The organism is Paenibacillus sp. 102 (assembly GCF_039549175.1).
Taxonomy (GTDB): domain Bacteria; phylum Bacillota; class Bacilli; order Bacillales; family Bacillaceae_G; genus Bacillus_A.
On sequence record NZ_JBCGHT010000001.1, the window covers coordinates 893,315 to 909,591 of the forward strand.

Below are 16,277 nucleotides of genomic sequence, written 5' to 3' on the forward strand. Positions count from 1 at the left end.
CCTCCTTTAATTATTATGTATTAGAAGTTTTTAGCATTCGGTTTATTAAAGCCATACTGTTCAAAGAACCCTTCACGGAAGTCACCAAGACGGTCTTCACGAATGGCTTGTCTCACCTGCTCCATTAAGTTTAACAGAAAATGAAGGTTGTGATAAGACGTTAAACGAATTCCGAACGTTTCATCGCACTTCATTAAGTGACGAATGTACGCACGAGAGTAATTTTTACATGTGTAACAATCACAATTTGGATCAAGTGGACCAAAGTCTCTTGCAAACTTGGCATTTTTCACAACTAGACGTCCCTCGCTTGTCATACATGTACCATTTCGCGCAATACGAGTTGGCAGTACGCAGTCAAACATATCAACACCGCGAATTGCACCATCAATTAATGAGTCAGGAGAACCTACTCCCATTAAATAACGAGGTTTATTGTCTGGAAGAAGCGGTGTTGTAAATTCAAGCACGCGATTCATAATATCCTTCGGCTCACCAACTGATAATCCACCTATTGCATAACCAGGGAAATCCATTGAAACAAGGTCTTTCGCACTTTGGCGACGAAGTTCTTCAAATTCTCCGCCCTGTACAATTCCGAATAAGCCTTGATCTTCTGGACGTTCGTGCGCCTTTAAACAACGCTCTGCCCAGCGGCTCGTACGTTCTACAGATTTTTTCATATATTCAAAAGTAGCAGGAAACGGCGGACACTCATCAAATGCCATCATGATATCTGAACCTAATGCATTTTGAATTTCCATTGCCTTTTCTGGTGATAAGAATAACTTATCTCCATTTAAATGATTACGGAAATGAACACCTTCTTCTTCAATACGGCGGAAATCACTTAAACTAAATACTTGGAAACCACCGGAATCCGTTAAAATCGCACGATCCCAGTTCATAAATTTGTGTAAACCACCTGCCTCGCGCACAATTTCATGACCTGGACGTAGCCATAAATGATACGTATTGCTTAAAATAATACCAGAATCCATCGCCTTTAGCTCTTCTGGTGACATTGTTTTAACAGTCGCAAGTGTACCAACTGGCATAAATGTTGGCGTATCAAATGAGCCGTGTGGTGTATGGACACGACCTAAACGTGCACCTGTTTGTTTGCATGTTTTAATAAATTCATAACGAATTGCTGTCATATCTGTACTCCTTTTTATTTGTTTCTCGCTTTTGAATGAGATGCAACGAACATCGCATCACCAAAACTAAAGAAACGATACTTTTCTTTTACTGCTTCATTGTAAGCGTGAAGGACATTTTCTCTATTTGAAAATGCACTTACAAGCATAATTAATGTTGATTTCGGCAAATGGAAGTTTGTAATTAAACCATCAATTGCTTTAAATTCATAACCTGGATACATAAAGATATCCGTCCACCCAGAGGCCGCGCAAAGCTCACCATCGTGATCTGTAGCAATTGTTTCAAGTGTACGCGTTGACGTTGTCCCAACTGTAATGATGCGACCACCGTTCTCTTTCACACGATTTAACAAATCTGCCGTTTCCTCAGACATATGATAATACTCCGCATGCATATGATGTTCTTCAATTGTATCCGCAGAAACCGGTCTAAATGTACCAAGACCAACATGAAGTGTAATGAATGCTAAATGAACACCTTTTCGCTTCAATTTCTCTAATAATTCTTCAGTAAAATGAAGCCCAGCTGTTGGCGCTGCTGCAGAACCAATTTCCTTCGCATATACCGTTTGATAGCGATCACGATCTTCTAGTGTCTCTTTAATATACGGAGGGAGCGGCATTTCTCCAAGTTCGTCTAAAATTTCATAAAAGATACCGTCATACGAAAACTCAAGCTGACGGCCACCTTGATCAGCTGTCCCGATGCAAGTTGCTTTTAGCTTTCCTTCACCAAAAGAAATAACAGTTCCTTCTTTTACACGTTTAGCTGGTTTCACAAGTGTTTCCCACTTATCGCCATCTTCTTGTTTTAAAAGAAGTACTTCAATATGTGCGCCCGTGTCTTCTTTTACACCATGCAAGCGAGCAGGCATAACTTTCGTTTCATTTAAAACTAAACAATCACCCTTATGTAAATAAGAAAGAATGTCCGTAAAATGCTTATGCTCGATATCACCCGTTTCACGGTCTAACACCATTAATCTTGATGTTTCACGCTCTTCAAGCGGCGTTTGTGCAATAAGTTCTTCCGGTAAATGAAAATCAAACAGATTAATATCCATAACTATAGCCACCTATTTCTACTTAAATCGATTTATTATAAACATAATAAAAGATAATACAATACTTAACACAATACATGTAATGATCGGAAAATAAAAGGTAACGTTTCCTTTTTTCACAAAAATATCGCCTGGAAGCCTTCCTACAAACTTCCAAGCTAATCCAACAACAATGAGAAGAATACCGGCTGTAATAAGCAGCTTTGGCATATCCGTCATACCCTCGGCATCTCCATTCCGAAATGTTCATACGCAAGCGGCGTTACGATTCTTCCCCTTGGCGTTCGTTGTAAAAATCCAATTTGGAGTAAATATGGTTCATACACATCTTCAATCGTTGTAGACTCTTCCCCAATTGTCGCTGAGACAGTCTCTAATCCAACCGGTCCACCGCGGAACTTTTCAATAATCCCAAGTAGTAACTTATGATCGATATGATCGAGCCCTAGTTTATCGACTTGTAAGAGCTCTAATGCCATTTGAGTAATTTCCATCGCAATCGTTCCGTCACTTCGAACTTGCGCGAAGTCACGTACACGTCTTAGTAAACGGTTTGCGATACGCGGCGTACCTCTTGCACGCCTTGCAATCTCTAAAGCAGCTAATGAATCTATTTCAACTTCAAACACCTCTGCTGTACGCTCTACAATCGCTGACAGTTGATCTACTGTATAATACTCTAATCGCGACAACACGCCAAAACGATCACGGAGCGGCGCTGATAATGCACCAGCGCGCGTGGTTGCGCCAACTAGCGTAAATGGAGGTAAATCAAGACGTACAGATCGTGCGCTCGGCCCTTTACCGATGACAATATCAAGACAGAAATCTTCCATCGCTGGGTATAATACCTCTTCAATTGATCGGTGCAAACGATGAATTTCATCAATAAATAATACATCACCAGGTTGAAGCGCCGTTAACACTGCCGCTAAATCCCCTGGACGCTCGATTGCTGGACCTGACGTTGTTCGAATATTAACACCCATTTCATTAGCGATAATATTCGCAAGTGTCGTTTTACCAAGCCCTGGCGGCCCGTATAATAGTACGTGATCCAAAGTTTCCTCACGCATTTTCGCTGCCTCAATAAATACTTCTAAATTATGCTTTGCCTTATCTTGGCCAATATACTGACGGAGCGTCTGTGGCCGTAACGAATATTCTAAATCCGCATCTTCATATGCCGATTCTCCTGAGAGGAGACGTTCGTCCATTCTACTCACCTCTTACCATTTAGTAAAAGACTAAGTGCCTTTTTAATATATTGATCCGTCGTAAGTGATTCTTTTATTAACTCCGGTACAACACGGTTCACTTCTCGTTCTGCATAGCCAAGTGCACGCAGTGCTTCAAGCGCTTCGTCAAGCTCAGCCGATGAGCCTTTCTTCTCGTCGAAACGTTCTACATCTGAGAATAAATCAACAAATGCATCCGGCACAACATCAGCTAATTTCCCTTTTAAATCTAAAATCATTTGACGTGCTGTTTTCTTTCCGACTCCTGGGAATTTCACTAAGAATTTTTCATCCTCATGTTCAATTGCTTGCACGACCTGTCCGGTTTGACCAGAAGCTAAAATTGCGAGCGCACCTTTTGGCCCGATTCCTGACACACCTAAAAGTTTTGTAAATAACAACCGCTCTTCACGTGTCTTAAACCCATAAAGTGCCATAATATCTTCTCTCACATAATGATATGTATATACACGAATTTCTTGCTTACTTCTTTGGAATACATACGGATTTGGCGTGAAAATTTGATAGCCAATTCCATTATGATCAAGAACGACATATTCCGGCCCTACATATTCCACATAGCCTGTAACATATTCAAACAAAATACGATCTCTCCCTCTTAAATCATGTATTCCATTTTAACATATTTAATGATAGAAAAGCGAGACTGACCCAACAAACGTTCTCTATTTGGATTTTCCATTTTTTTAATATTGACAGAAAGACATAAAGCAAATTAATATTACAAAGTCGATAATGATTATCAATACTAATTAAAGGGGTTACATACAAAATGAAACGCAATCTATCTATTTTACTTACTCTCATTCTTATTGTTCTTACCATCGTTGGTTGCTCTTCTAAAAAAGAAGAAGCACAGACAAAAGAACAACCAAAAACAAAAGTTGTAAAACATGCAAAAGGAGAAGTTAAAATTCCGACAAATCCAAAAAGAATCGTTGACTTATCTGGATCATCTGAAGAATTATTACTTCTTGGTCATAAGCCTGTTGGTACTGCCAACACGTATAAAGATAAAATCCAAGATCATTTGCAAGAAAAACTAAAAGGTGTAAAAGCAGTTGGTTGGTACTGGGCACCTAAAGTTGATTTAGAAGCAGTTACTGCTTTAAAACCAGACTTAATTATTTTAAACAATCGTCAATTGAAAATTTATGATCAACTATCAAAAGTTGCACCTACAGTTGTCTTAGAAACAAACTTAGAGAACTGGCGCGATAAATTTAAAGAAGTAGGCAAGCTATTTGACGAAGAGAAAAAAGCAGATAAATGGATTGCAGATTACGATAAAAAAGCAGCTTCTTTATCTAAAAAAATTAAAGAGAAAACAAAAGATGAAAACTTTATGTTCCTTGCTGTAACACCACAAAACTTCCGTGTATACGGTAGCTTCGGGTACGGGGACATCCTCTTTAATGACTTAAAACTTCCTGCAACGAAAGGTACAGATTTAAAACAAACGATGGCACAAGTATCATTAGAAGGTCTGGTTGCATTCCAGCCTGATCAAATGTTTATCGTAAACTTTGGCGGCGAAGCAGATAAAGTGTTTGACGACTACAAAAACAGCGCTGTTTGGAAAGATAACAAAGCTGTAAAAAATAATCATGTTTACGAAGTAAGCAATGAAGTCTTTAACACAAAAGCATTTAATCCAATCGGAAAAGATATGCTAATTGATGAAATTGCAAAACAAATTTTAGATAAAAACAAGTAAGAAAAACAGCAGCAGCTCATCCCGAGCTGCTGCTGTTTTTCTTACTTTGCACGGCATACTGCTTCATTCTCTCAATCGTCTTCACAAACCGCTCTTTTGACTTAATACGAATACCACGTTTCAACTCTGCCCGTTCATAGCTTTCTAACTTTTTCATATCAATTTGAAAAAATGAATGAATCGCATTGTCACTTTTTGGAACACCATTAAAAATTTGCAATATCCCCTCATCGGAAACACCAAAATATCCACTCGTTTTAAGTAGTGGTGAAATATCATCTACCTTTTTTTGCAATACAATTTGTGTATCATCACGGTCTACAAGTTGCCATTCTTTATACTGCTGAAGAAACTGTTCTAAGTTTGCCACTTTTTCAGTAAAGATTTCCTCACTTACTTCTCCATCTAAATACATACGCTCTAATAGAATCGTAACTTGAGGTTCTTTTTGCGTGACTTTTGGTACAGGAGACTCAGCCATCACACTTGATTCATGATATAAACAAAACATAGCGATTACGACTTGAACTGCAACCATCATGAATTTCATTTCCGCTCACCTCTTCTAGGAAAAATACAACTTCTATTTGTAGTTTTTCCAGAAATAGGGGTTTTATCCACAGAAACAGCTATCGTTATTTAAATAAAAATACAGGTAAGATATAACCCCTACCTGCATAACTCGTTTACGTTTATATAATAAGAAAGACGCCTGCATAGCAGGCGTCTTGATGCGTTTACGGCGAGAGACCAGGCGACCACATTCGCGTGTTTAGCACTTAAGCATATCTCTCGTCTTACGTAAATTAGCTCATCGCTTTGCTAATATAACATTAATAGCACCGGAAGGCAATATAATAAATAAAAATATTTATTCCCTTTTTACACCAGTATTTATTACTTCAGTCTATTAGGTAATATATAAAATGATTAATGCAATATATATGTTACAATTAATGTGGATACAATGAAAAATCTGGTAAACAGGGGTGAGTATATTGAAAAAAATAAAAGATGAACGTTTAATCCTTCAAAATTTAAAGAACGTTCGAATTGCCTTTTTATTTCAATCGATTGGCATAATAGGTATTTTAGGGTATATTGGCTTCAATGAAGGAATAGATCAAATTACAAAATCTCCGCTATGGTTATTATTCATACTAACAAGTATACTTCTAGCCTATTTACAAATGGGAATCTCTATTGATGTAGAAGAAAATGAAAAAGGAATGAAACTAACTCCTTATTACAAACTTGTTTTACGTTCTGCTATCGTAGGGATTGTTTTTACTATTATCTATGTAATCTTCAGTCCTGAAAGACCGCTTTGGGAAGCCGTTCTTATGGGAAGTATCCTCTTCCTATGCTTTTTAGCTTCTTTTTCTGTTAGCTACTTTATCAAAAAACAACGTATGCAGGATGTCGATGAATGATTTTCTACATCGTTGTTTTAATATTTATGAAAGTAAAAAGGGAAAGGCATAAACCTTTCCCTTTTTTGTTATCGCACTGTACCAGTTAGACCATCACGGATATCTCGGAACAAGTCTGTTATATCACGATTTAAATCGTTTGTAACTGTTCCATTGCGCAAACGTGTATTCACTGTATCAACACGGTCAAACATGTCATTTTTAACAGTTACATACACATTACGGTTTTTCACATCATTGGCAACAGCTTGACGAATTTCATTTGCCATTGCTGTTTCATTTGCTACTGCACCACGTGGTCTTACCGCAATCACTACATCATTTCCTCGTACAACAGTAGATACACGATCTACATTATTCATACGCTTAACACGATTTGTAATTCTTTCTGCTGTCTTACCATCGTTGTTAATGTACGAATTGTTCATTGTAATGTTACGAGTTGGATATGGATTTGCAATTTGACCATGGTAATTCACATCACGGTAATAGTTATATCCAACATTATCACGACGATCGTAAACATTATTATTCATTCGGTCACCATTACGATATGTTACATAATCAGTATATCGATCGGTACGCGTCACATTATTTCTATAGGGATGTGTATTATCATACGATGTACGCTCATAATTGTAAGTTGCATTGCGATCATCCATCGCATTTTTATTATTAGGTGTACCACATGCAGCTAACGCACTGGTAACTAACAAAGAAGCGGCAATAATCTTAATCTTTTTACTCAATATAAAAACCCCCCTTGTTAGGTTGAACTTCTCTCTCGAAAAGCTCCTTCTTATAGTGAGTAACAAAGGAGATTTTTACACTTGTTAATATTTCACTAGGAATTTTCTAACACTATCTCTTCATCGTTAACACCACTCTGTCTATTCCTCATCTTCTGCAAGTGGTTCTCCAAAAATCTCGGGCGGATCTTGCTGATAATTCATCATACCTGGCTGCGGTGCATATGCAACTTGAGCTGTTGGATAATATGGTCCACCTGGCTGTGGACTATATAGATTTCTTCCCTCACCACATCCACAATCTTCTTCTGCTGGCATCATTGGCGGCATGTTATTATCCATTGGCGGTTGATATGGCATTGAAGTATGTTGAACCGGCATTTGGTGCGGCATTATTGGCATACCTTGTGTATATGGCATTTGATTATACGGATTTTGCTGTTGTTGATATGGCATTTGATAATATGGATACTGTTGTGGCATCATTTGGGGTTGATATGGCATAGGTATTTGCTGCGGCATCATTGGCGGCATTTGGTTATTATCCATCATTGGCATCATATTTGGCATTTGGTTATTATCCATCATCGGCATCATATTCGGTGGTGGATTATTATCCATCATTGGCATGATGTTCGGCATTTGATTATTTTCCATCATTGGCATCATATTTGGCATTTGGTTATTATCCATCATCGGCATCATATTTGGCATTTGGTTATTATCCATTATCGGCATCATATTTGGCATTTGGTTATTATCCATTATCGGCATCATATTTGGCATTTGGTTATTATCCATTATCGGCATCATATTTGGCATTTGATTATTTTCCATCATTGGCATCATATTTGGCATTTGATTATTTTCCATCATTGGCATCATATTTGGCATTTGATTATTTTCCATCATTGGCATCATATTTGGCATTTGATTATTTTCCATCATTGGCATGATGTTCGGCATTTGATTATTTTCCATCATTGGCATGATGTTCGGCATTTGGTTATTATCCATCATTGGCATGATGTTCGGCATTTGATTATTTTCCATCATCGGCATCATATTCGGTGGTGGATTATTATCCATTATCGGCATGATGTTCGGCATTTGATTATTTTCCATCATTGACATGATGTTCAGCATTTGATTATTATCCATCATCGGCATCATATTCGGTGGTGGATTATTATCCATCATTGGCATCGTAATATTTGGTGGTGTTACTTGTGGAATAACAAATTTTTCTTTTGTTACATCCGGTGACACTATATTACCCATATTTTCTTTTTGGACTTGTGGCGAAACCACATTACTTACGTTTTCTTTTTTCGTTTGTGGCGACACTATATTGCCTACATTTTCTTTTTTCGTTTGTGGTGACACCATATTGCCTACATTTTCTTTTTTCGTTTGTGGCGACACTATATTGCCTACATTTTCTTTTTTCGTTTGTGGCGACACTATATTGCCTACATTTTCTTTTTTCGTTTGTGGCGACACTATGTTACCTACATTTTCCTTTTTCATTTGCGGTGACACTATATTGCCTACATTTTCTTTTTTCGTTTGTGGCGACACTATGTTACCTACATTTTCCTTTTTCATTTGCGGTGACACTATATTGCTCGGTTTCATCTTATTAATAATTTGCGGGGCGATTAACTCGCTTCCTTTTTTTATTACATCTGAAATTTTATAGTCTTTTTTAGGTTTAATTGGTGGTTGTGGTGGCTGCGGTAATATATTCACTGAAAACTTTGTACTTTCTTTCCCCACAGGTTTCTCTACTTTTTCTACAACTGGTGGCTTTTCAATTACAGCTGGTTTTTCAACAACAGGTGGCTTTTCAATTACAGGTGGCTTTTGAATAGGTACTTCTTTTTGAATGGGTACTTCTTTTTGAATGGGTACTTCTTTTTGAATGGGTACTTCTTTTTGAATGGGTACTTCTTTTTGAATAGGTACTTCTTTCTGAATTGGTTTTTCTTTTTGGACAGGCATTTCTTTTTGCGGCTTTATTTGCACTTCTTTTTGTGTTTGTTGCATAGCCGGTTGCTGCGTAATTGGTGCAGATTGATATGGAGTTTCTTCTTCATCTTCTATTCCAAGCGGCGTAGGTGTCGCTGCAAATTCTTTTTGTTGTACCTCTTTTACATATTCTTTTGGAGGAGCTGAGCCAGCACCCATATTTTTTTTTACATGCACACTGCTAGATGGCACTTTTATTTTCATACCTGGCATAATTAAATCGGGATTACTGAGCTGCGTATTCGCTTTTTTTAACGTTTCAAAATCTGTCCCGTACTTTTTCGCAATTTTCCAAAGGGTATCCCCTTTTTGCACGATATGAATTTTCAAATTTTCCCCCTCCTGTATTACTTATCTATAAACAAAAATAATGTAAAGTGAAACGATCCTCTATGGTTAACCACTCTAACTCTTACCGTTTAGTCATACACAATGTTGTACGAATATGAAAAAATACAATGATTCCCTCAACACAATGTATGACTATCATTGGCTAATTATGTTTAATAAAAAAGCGACGGAAACCCGTCGCTTTTACACACGCTCTAACATACGATTTAAGGCAAGAACTGCTTCTTTTGTCACCTGCTTATCTACTTGAATGACATTGATTTCCTCTCCGCGCTCTATCGTTTCTAACACCCACAATAAATGTGGTAAATCAATGCGATTCATCGTTAAACAAGGACACATAAAAGGATTTAATGAAATAATTTCTTTATCAGGGTGCTGATGAATAATTCGATTGACTAAGTTCATCTCTGTACCAATTGCCCACTTGCTTCCAGATGGGGCTTGTTCAATCATATCGATAATATACTTTGTTGATCCTGCATAATCAGAAGCTGCTACCACTTCATAACAACATTCTGGATGAACAATAATATTCATATCAGGATGATTTTTCCGTACACTTTCAATATTTTTGACAGTGAAATTTTGATGAACAGAACAATGTCCTTTCCATAAAATCACCTTTATATCTTCTATATCCCCATCATACTCTAATGAATCTGTATGCGGATCCCAAACCGCCATTTTATCTAATGGAATCCCTAAGTCATACGCTGTATTTCTTCCTAAATGCTGGTCTGGTAAAAAGACAAGACGCTCTTTTTGCGTAAATGCCCAAGACACCATCTTTTTAGCATTAGAAGATGTTACTGTTGCACCGCCATTGCGACCGCAAAATGCCTTGATAGCTGCCGTAGAATTGACATATGTCAATGGAATCATCGTATCTCCAAATAACTGCGTAAGCTCTTTCCAAGCTCGCTCTGTTTGTTCAATATCTGCCATATCCGCCATGGAACAACCAGCACGCATATCTGGTAAAATAACAACCTGTTCATCTGTCGTTAACATATCTGCTGTTTCAGCCATAAAATGTACACCACAAAATACGATATATTTTGCTGCTTTATTGCTAGCTGCTACTTGGGCAAGTTGTAATGAATCGCCTGCAGCATCTGAAAATTGAACGACCTCATCCTTTTGATAATGGTGCCCTGGAATAAATAACGCTTCCCCCAGTTTTCCTTTAATTTCACGAACACGCTCTTCCATTGCTCGTACAGACATCGTTTGATAACGCTCTGGTAACATCGTTTCAATTGGCTGAACCTTCTCTAAAATACTCATCGATACTCTCCCCCTCTAGCCCTCTTGCCTTAAACTTCAATATTAAAACTAATATCTAATGCTCCTGCAGAATGTGTTAATAATCCAAGTGAAATGTAATCTACCCCTGTTTTGCCGTATTTTGATAAATTTTCAATTGTAATGCCCCCTGATGCTTCTGTTACAATTGCACTTGGAACAATTTTAGAAAACTCACGAACTTCTTCTGGTGTACGATTGTCGAACATAATAATATCTGCCCCTACGGCAACCGCTTCGCGCACTTGTTCTTCATTCTCCGTTTCCACTTCAATTTTCACCATATGTCCAAGCTTTTCTTTTACAGATGTAACGGCTTTTGTAATAGATCCCGCAAAAGCAATATGGTTATCTTTAATCATGACACCATCATATAATCCGAAGCGATGATTAAATCCACCACCGCATACCACCGCATATTTATCAAACATACGTAGCCCTGGTATTGTTTTTCTTGTATCACAAACGCGTGTATGATCACTTTCTAACGCACAAACCGCTCTTTGTGTCATCGTTGCTATACCACTCATTCTTTGAATGACATTTAAAATTACACGCTCTGCTGTTAATAGAGCCGTAATCGGGCCTTGTACAGTTGCTAAAGTGTCTCCCTTTTCTACAAAATCTCCATCCTTTTTATAAAATGAAACTTGGATTCTGTCATCCATCAATCGAAATCCTTGTTCAATTACATCTGTCCCCGCAAATACACCTGTATCTTTCACAAGAAACGTCCCTTTTGCCTGTAAATTGTCCGGAAAAATGAGCTGAGATGTTACATCCCTCTCCCCAATATCTTCTAAAAAAAATCGGTTTAATGCTTCTCTCACCTTTAGCGTATTCATAGAACCCCTCTTTCCTCTCATTACACAAGTTGTGGTTTTCTTTTTGTTAAAATAATTTCTTCTGTTACTTTATTTCTGCCTGGGTAATCACCACGATAATGACCACCTATACTCTCTTTTCTTTGCAGTGCCGCTTCTGTAATGAGTTGGCAAACGGTTAGCATATTCATAATTGTTATATCTTCATTTGTAAAAGCTCCATATTGCGGTTGAATGTTGCGCACACCATACTGTTCAAACCATTGCTTCGCATATAATAAGCTCGTTTCTGTTCGTACGATCCCTACGTATTTCATCATCTGTTCTTGTATCTCTTTTTTCGTTGGTAATTGAGGAACTGTAAATATTTCATGTATTCTTTCATAACTGTTTTCTTTTCCTTGTACTGGATGAGATAAAATATGTGTTCCAATTCGTTTCCCGAATACAAGTCCTTCTAACAACGAATTGCTAGCCAAACGGTTTGCACCATGCACACCATTACAAGCTACTTCACCAGCGGCATACAAATGAGAAATCGATGTTTCCCCATCACAATTCGTTTTCACACCGCCCATATGAAAATGCGCGCCAGGTACAACCGGTATTCTATTTTGTGTTACATCTATCCCATTCTTTTTACATAATGCCGATACAGTAGGAAAATGTTCTTCAAAGTTTTGAATAGAAGAAATATCCAAGTATACACTTTCACCTGCAAGAAGTTGTTTATGAATCGCCCGCGCCACCACATCGCGCGGCGCAAGATCGTGCTGCGGATGTACGTCCAGCATAAAACGCTGTCCTCTTTCATTTAATAGAACAGCACCTTCACCTCGTACCGCTTCTGAAACAAGTCCACAGCATCGTCCACCTACATATAACATCGTTGGGTGAAATTGGATAAATTCTAAATCAACAAGCTCTCCACCAGCTCGGTACACGATTGCTAGTCCGTCACCTGTAATCGTCGCATCGTTAGACGTAAATGCATACACACTTCCAACACCACCTGTAGCTAATACAGTATGTTCAGCATAGTAACGTTGTATATTCCCTTCACTATCACGGGTTACAACACCATAACATGCTTCATTTTCTATAATTAAATCGAGCACCATTTCCTGCTCCACTACTGTAACGTAAGGACCTACTTCCTGAATCAAATGCTCTAATAAGTTTTTTCCTGTTGCATCTCCACCAGCGTGTAAAATACGTCGTTTTCGATGCGCGCCTTCTTTTCCAAGATGAGGCCCTTTTTCATCCCCATCAAATTTCATCCCATTCGCAATAAGCTTACGAATCTCTTTCGGTCCTTCTTCAACTAAATATCGAACTGCTTCTTCGTTGTTATAGCCACAACCAGCCGCTATCGTATCTTCATAATGATCATTCGCATTGTCATATGTAGCTACAGCTGCTGCAATTCCACCCTGCGCTAAATGCGTATTGTTATTTCGCCCTGTTTTTTTTGTGATAACTATCACATTCTTTTCGTGACAAATCTCTTTCGCAACACTAAGTGCTGCAACACCACTTCCGATAATTAAGACATCTGCACTTGGCATGATCATTGCCTCCTAGTTTACACTTTTCAACTGTCTTGACACCTATATTTACATAGATTTAAAATAATGACAAGAGTTTTTTAGAAAGTAATATTTTCACTGAGGAGTTTAATGAAATTCTCCTGCTATATAAATCCATTTTATTTTTTCGACATATAAATCGATGCTATGAAGACGAAAAGCAGACTTACACTCGTTTTCTCTCTCTGGTTTTACTCGGCATGGGGTAAGGAGAGGATCTGACCGCTTCTATGCATGGTCGTATCCTCTCTCCCACCTAAAAAGAAAAGGTTTATGTCGTTTTTTAATTTGTATTTATATACTTTAAAAGAAATGTAACTCTACTATAGAGAGGACTATACGTTATGATATATCTTGACTATGCAGCAACAACACCAATGAGCAAAGAAGCGATTGACACATATACGAAAGCAGCACAGCAATACTTCGGTAATGAACAAAGCTTACACGATATTGGAGGAACAGCTTCATCTTTACTACAAGCTTGCAGGACATCATTTGCACAAATGATTGGAGGAAAAGAACAAGGCGTATTTTTCACAAGCTGTGGTTCTGAATCTAATTATCTTGCAATCCAGTCGCTTTTAAACACAAAAAGCGGCAAGCACATACTTACAACACCAATGGAACACGCATCGATTCGTAGCTACTTTCAATCATTAACAAAGCAAGGATATACCATTACGGAAATTCCTGTGGATTCATGCGGACTTATTAACCTTGAAGATTTAGAAGCAGCTATTACAGATAATACCGTTTTAGCAAGTATTCAACATGGTAATTCTGAAATCGGAACCATTCAACCTATTAGAGAAATTGGAGCACTACTAAGAAAACACCATATTTTATTTCATACAGATTGTGTACAAACATTTGGTAAACTCCCTATTGATGTTACAGCGATGCAAATTGATAGCCTTTCTGTTTCCGCACATAAAATTTATGGACCAAAGGGTGTAGGGGCTTGCTATATCAATCCGCAAGTTCGCTGGGGACAAATTTTCCCAGGAACATCTCATGAAAAAGGATTTCGTCCTGGTACAGTTAATGTGCCTGGCATCGCTTCCTTTCTAACAGCGGCGGAGCTTATTTTAGATGACCGTGAAGAAGAACGCGCTCGTTTTCAACGATTAAGAAGTTATTTTATTGAACAGCTACAGCATCTACCGATGGAAATTCAAGTGAAAGGACATTCTACTGCTTGTTTACCTCATATTATTGGGGTTACAATAAAGGGAATAGAAGGTCAGTACACGATGTTAGAATGCAATCGCCATGGTATTGCTATTTCAACAGGTAGCGCATGCCAAGTCGGCAAACAAGAACCTTCAAAAACAATGCTTGCAATTGGAAAAACGTATGAAGAGGCAAAACAATACGTCCGCTTTTCATTTGGACGTCATACAACGAAGAAACAAATTGATACAACCATTCATGCACTACACACAATTGGAAATCAATTTTATAGAGGTGTTAAATAATAATGAGGCAAAATGATCAAAAAAAGATTTTAGGAGAAGAAAGACGGCAGCTTATCCTACAATGGCTCCTTGCAGCCAATGAACCGTTATCTGGAAGTGAACTATCTAGGAAAACAAACGTTAGTCGCCAAGTAATCGTACAAGATATTTCCTTACTAAAAGCACGGAATGAACCAATTATTGCAACTGCACAAGGGTACTTATATTTAAAACCGCAGGCAAAGCAACATACGTTTGAACGTGTCATCGTCTGCCAACATAAACCAAAGGAAGTACGTCAGGAATTGACATTGCTAGTCGATCATGGCGTTACAATTAAAGATGTGAAAGTAGAACATCCTGTATACGGCGACTTAACAGCTTCGATCATGGTAAGCAACCGCTTTGATGTCGAACAATATTTACAAAAAATTGAAGATACAAAGGCATCCTATCTATCTCAATTAACAGATGGGATTCACTTACATACAATCGAAGCAGATTCCACAGAAAAATTAAACGCTGCTTGCGAAGCGCTAGACCGAGCTGGATTTCTTGTTTATTAAAATAACAGCACAGAGAGTTTCATTCTTCTCTGTGCTGTCATTTGTGAAATGATATAATATTGAAATCAATTGTAAAGGAGAGAACATATGGGAATTGAACTCGTTCACTTTAGCATCGGTAAACCAAAACAAATGCAGTACGGGGAAAATAAAGAAATGACAACAGGCATCTGTAAAGAGCTTACAGAAGAAGCTTTTCTATCACAAGATGGATTTCTTGGAGATGGTGTAGCTGACCTAAGGTTCCATGGCGGACCTGATCGCGCCGTTTGTGTCTACCCGCATGAACATTACGCACTATGGGAACAAGAATTTCAAACAACGCTCCCTCCATCTACATTTGGCGAAAATATTACCGTAACAAATATGTTAGAACGTGATGTTTTCATCGGTAATACATATCAATTAGGCGAGGCGGTCATTCAAATTACACAAGGCCGAGTACCATGTAGTACCATCTCAAAAAGAGTCGACATCCCTGGCATTTTACCACGCATTGTAGAAACCGGTTATACGGGTTATTTATGCCGTGTTCTTCAAGAGGGAGTCGTTCGCAAAGACTCGCAGCTGAAATTACTAGAGCGTCACCCACATCAAGTGTCTATTCTATTTTCTAACGAAGTATATTTTCATAGACGGAAAGATAAAGAGGCAATGGAGAAAATTATTGCTGTTCCAGAACTAGCAGAAGTTTGGCGTGAGCAATTAACAGATTGTTTAGCGAAATTAAAATAAACATAGAAAAGCCCACCATAATAAAAGG

The 16,277-nt window shown here is 38.0% G+C and carries 16 protein-coding genes; 5 read left to right on the forward strand and 11 right to left on the reverse strand.

Translation table 11 applies throughout. The features are described from left to right. Positions 1–20 precede the first annotated feature (20 nt). Genes tgt through ruvA form a run of 5 tightly spaced genes read right to left on the reverse strand, consistent with a single transcriptional unit; the run spans position 21 to position 4,067 of the window. Entirely contained in the window at positions 21–1,160 is a 1,140-nt protein-coding gene (gene tgt / locus AAIE21_RS04745) for a tRNA guanosine(34) transglycosylase Tgt (RefSeq protein WP_343265678.1), read from the reverse strand. 14 nt (positions 1,161–1,174) lie between these two features. Further along, on the reverse strand, positions 1,175–2,227 hold the full coding sequence (gene queA, locus AAIE21_RS04750) for a tRNA preQ1(34) S-adenosylmethionine ribosyltransferase-isomerase QueA (protein WP_343265679.1): 1,053 nt from the start codon (positions 2,225–2,227) through the stop codon (positions 1,175–1,177). Positions 2,228–2,245: 18 nt separating this feature from the next. Beyond that, positions 2,246–2,446, reverse strand: a complete 201-nt coding sequence (locus AAIE21_RS04755) for a DUF2905 domain-containing protein (protein ID WP_343265680.1) — start codon at positions 2,444–2,446, stop codon at positions 2,246–2,248. Beyond that, positions 2,443–3,444 carry a Holliday junction branch migration DNA helicase RuvB gene (gene ruvB / locus AAIE21_RS04760; protein ID WP_343265681.1) on the reverse strand — a complete coding sequence of 334 codons (1,002 nt, stop codon included), beginning with the start codon at positions 3,442–3,444 and terminating at the stop codon, positions 2,443–2,445. The genes AAIE21_RS04755 and ruvB overlap by 4 nt, the downstream gene beginning before the upstream one ends. 5 nt (positions 3,445–3,449) lie before the next feature. After that, positions 3,450–4,067 (reverse strand): Holliday junction DNA helicase RuvA, encoded by a 618-nt coding sequence (gene ruvA / locus AAIE21_RS04765; protein ID WP_343265682.1) that lies wholly within the window; start codon positions 4,065–4,067, stop codon positions 3,450–3,452. A 191-nt stretch (positions 4,068–4,258) separates the two neighbouring features. Between ruvA and AAIE21_RS04770 the strand changes: the two genes are divergently transcribed. Further along, a complete protein-coding gene (locus AAIE21_RS04770; protein WP_343265683.1) occupies positions 4,259–5,203 on the forward strand; it encodes an iron-hydroxamate ABC transporter substrate-binding protein in 945 nt (314 codons plus the stop codon). Between the two features lie 16 nt (positions 5,204–5,219). Here the strand turns inward: AAIE21_RS04770 and AAIE21_RS04775 are convergent, their stop codons facing one another. Beyond that, positions 5,220–5,753, reverse strand: a complete 534-nt coding sequence (locus AAIE21_RS04775; RefSeq protein ID WP_343265684.1) for a BofC C-terminal domain-containing protein — start codon at positions 5,751–5,753, stop codon at positions 5,220–5,222. Positions 5,754–6,201: 448 nt separating this feature from the next. Here AAIE21_RS04775 and AAIE21_RS04780 point away from each other — a divergent pair, with 448 nt between their 5' ends. Beyond that, complete coding sequence (locus AAIE21_RS04780) at positions 6,202–6,636, forward strand: branched-chain amino acid ABC transporter substrate-binding protein (RefSeq protein ID WP_343265685.1); 435 nt, start codon at positions 6,202–6,204, stop codon at positions 6,634–6,636. A 68-nt stretch (positions 6,637–6,704) separates the two neighbouring features. Here the strand turns inward: AAIE21_RS04780 and AAIE21_RS04785 are convergent, their stop codons facing one another. From AAIE21_RS04785 to nadB, 5 genes are all read right to left on the reverse strand, one after another. Beyond that, positions 6,705–7,385, reverse strand: coding sequence for a YhcN/YlaJ family sporulation lipoprotein (locus AAIE21_RS04785; RefSeq protein ID WP_343265686.1), 681 nt, complete (start codon positions 7,383–7,385; stop codon positions 6,705–6,707). Positions 7,386–7,526: 141 nt separating this feature from the next. Then, entirely contained in the window at positions 7,527–9,746 is a 2,220-nt protein-coding gene (gene safA / locus AAIE21_RS04790) for a SafA/ExsA family spore coat assembly protein (protein WP_343265687.1), read from the reverse strand. A 204-nt stretch (positions 9,747–9,950) separates the two neighbouring features. After that, positions 9,951–11,057, reverse strand: coding sequence for a quinolinate synthase NadA (nadA, locus tag AAIE21_RS04795; RefSeq protein ID WP_343265688.1), 1,107 nt, complete (start codon positions 11,055–11,057; stop codon positions 9,951–9,953). A gap of 29 nt (positions 11,058–11,086) precedes the next feature. Then, positions 11,087–11,920, reverse strand: coding sequence for a carboxylating nicotinate-nucleotide diphosphorylase (gene nadC, locus AAIE21_RS04800; protein ID WP_343265689.1), 834 nt, complete (start codon positions 11,918–11,920; stop codon positions 11,087–11,089). Between the two features lie 20 nt (positions 11,921–11,940). Then, positions 11,941–13,467 carry an L-aspartate oxidase gene (gene nadB / locus AAIE21_RS04805; protein WP_343265690.1) on the reverse strand — a complete coding sequence of 509 codons (1,527 nt, stop codon included), beginning with the start codon at positions 13,465–13,467 and terminating at the stop codon, positions 11,941–11,943. 365 nt (positions 13,468–13,832) lie between these two features. Between nadB and AAIE21_RS04810 the strand changes: the two genes are divergently transcribed. The 3 genes from AAIE21_RS04810 to AAIE21_RS04820 all read left to right on the forward strand — a co-directional run bounded on the left by AAIE21_RS04810 (position 13,833) and on the right by AAIE21_RS04820 (position 16,249). Next, complete coding sequence (locus tag AAIE21_RS04810) at positions 13,833–14,969, forward strand: IscS subfamily cysteine desulfurase (RefSeq protein ID WP_343265691.1); 1,137 nt, start codon at positions 13,833–13,835, stop codon at positions 14,967–14,969. A gap of 2 nt (positions 14,970–14,971) precedes the next feature. Continuing rightward, complete coding sequence (locus AAIE21_RS04815; RefSeq protein WP_343265692.1) at positions 14,972–15,514, forward strand: transcription repressor NadR; 543 nt, start codon at positions 14,972–14,974, stop codon at positions 15,512–15,514. 87 nt (positions 15,515–15,601) lie between these two features. After that, on the forward strand, positions 15,602–16,249 hold the full coding sequence (locus AAIE21_RS04820; protein ID WP_343265693.1) for an MOSC domain-containing protein: 648 nt from the start codon (positions 15,602–15,604) through the stop codon (positions 16,247–16,249). Positions 16,250–16,277 lie beyond the last annotated feature (28 nt).

Excerpts from the sequence above, each read along its gene's own strand:
- tgt (WP_343265678.1), bottom strand. The coding sequence starts at position 1,160 with ATGACAGCAATTCGTTATGAATTTATTAAAACATGCAAACAAACAGGT.
- queA (WP_343265679.1), bottom strand. The coding sequence starts at position 2,227 with ATGGATATTAATCTGTTTGATTTTCATTTACCGGAAGAACTTATTGCA.
- AAIE21_RS04755 (WP_343265680.1), bottom strand. The coding sequence starts at position 2,446 with ATGACGGATATGCCAAAGCTGCTTATTACAGCCGGTATTCTTCTCATT.
- ruvB (WP_343265681.1), bottom strand. The coding sequence starts at position 3,444 with ATGGACGAACGTCTCCTCTCAGGAGAATCGGCATATGAAGATGCGGAT.
- AAIE21_RS04770 (WP_343265683.1), top strand. The coding sequence starts at position 4,259 with ATGAAACGCAATCTATCTATTTTACTTACTCTCATTCTTATTGTTCTT.
- AAIE21_RS04775 (WP_343265684.1), bottom strand. The coding sequence starts at position 5,753 with ATGAAATTCATGATGGTTGCAGTTCAAGTCGTAATCGCTATGTTTTGT.
- nadA (WP_343265688.1), bottom strand. The coding sequence starts at position 11,057 with ATGAGTATTTTAGAGAAGGTTCAGCCAATTGAAACGATGTTACCAGAG.
- nadC (WP_343265689.1), bottom strand. The coding sequence starts at position 11,920 with ATGAATACGCTAAAGGTGAGAGAAGCATTAAACCGATTTTTTTTAGAA.
- nadB (WP_343265690.1), bottom strand. The coding sequence starts at position 13,467 with ATGCCAAGTGCAGATGTCTTAATTATCGGAAGTGGTGTTGCAGCACTT.
- AAIE21_RS04810 (WP_343265691.1), top strand. The coding sequence starts at position 13,833 with ATGATATATCTTGACTATGCAGCAACAACACCAATGAGCAAAGAAGCG.
- AAIE21_RS04815 (WP_343265692.1), top strand. The coding sequence starts at position 14,972 with ATGAGGCAAAATGATCAAAAAAAGATTTTAGGAGAAGAAAGACGGCAG.
- AAIE21_RS04820 (WP_343265693.1), top strand. The coding sequence starts at position 15,602 with ATGGGAATTGAACTCGTTCACTTTAGCATCGGTAAACCAAAACAAATG.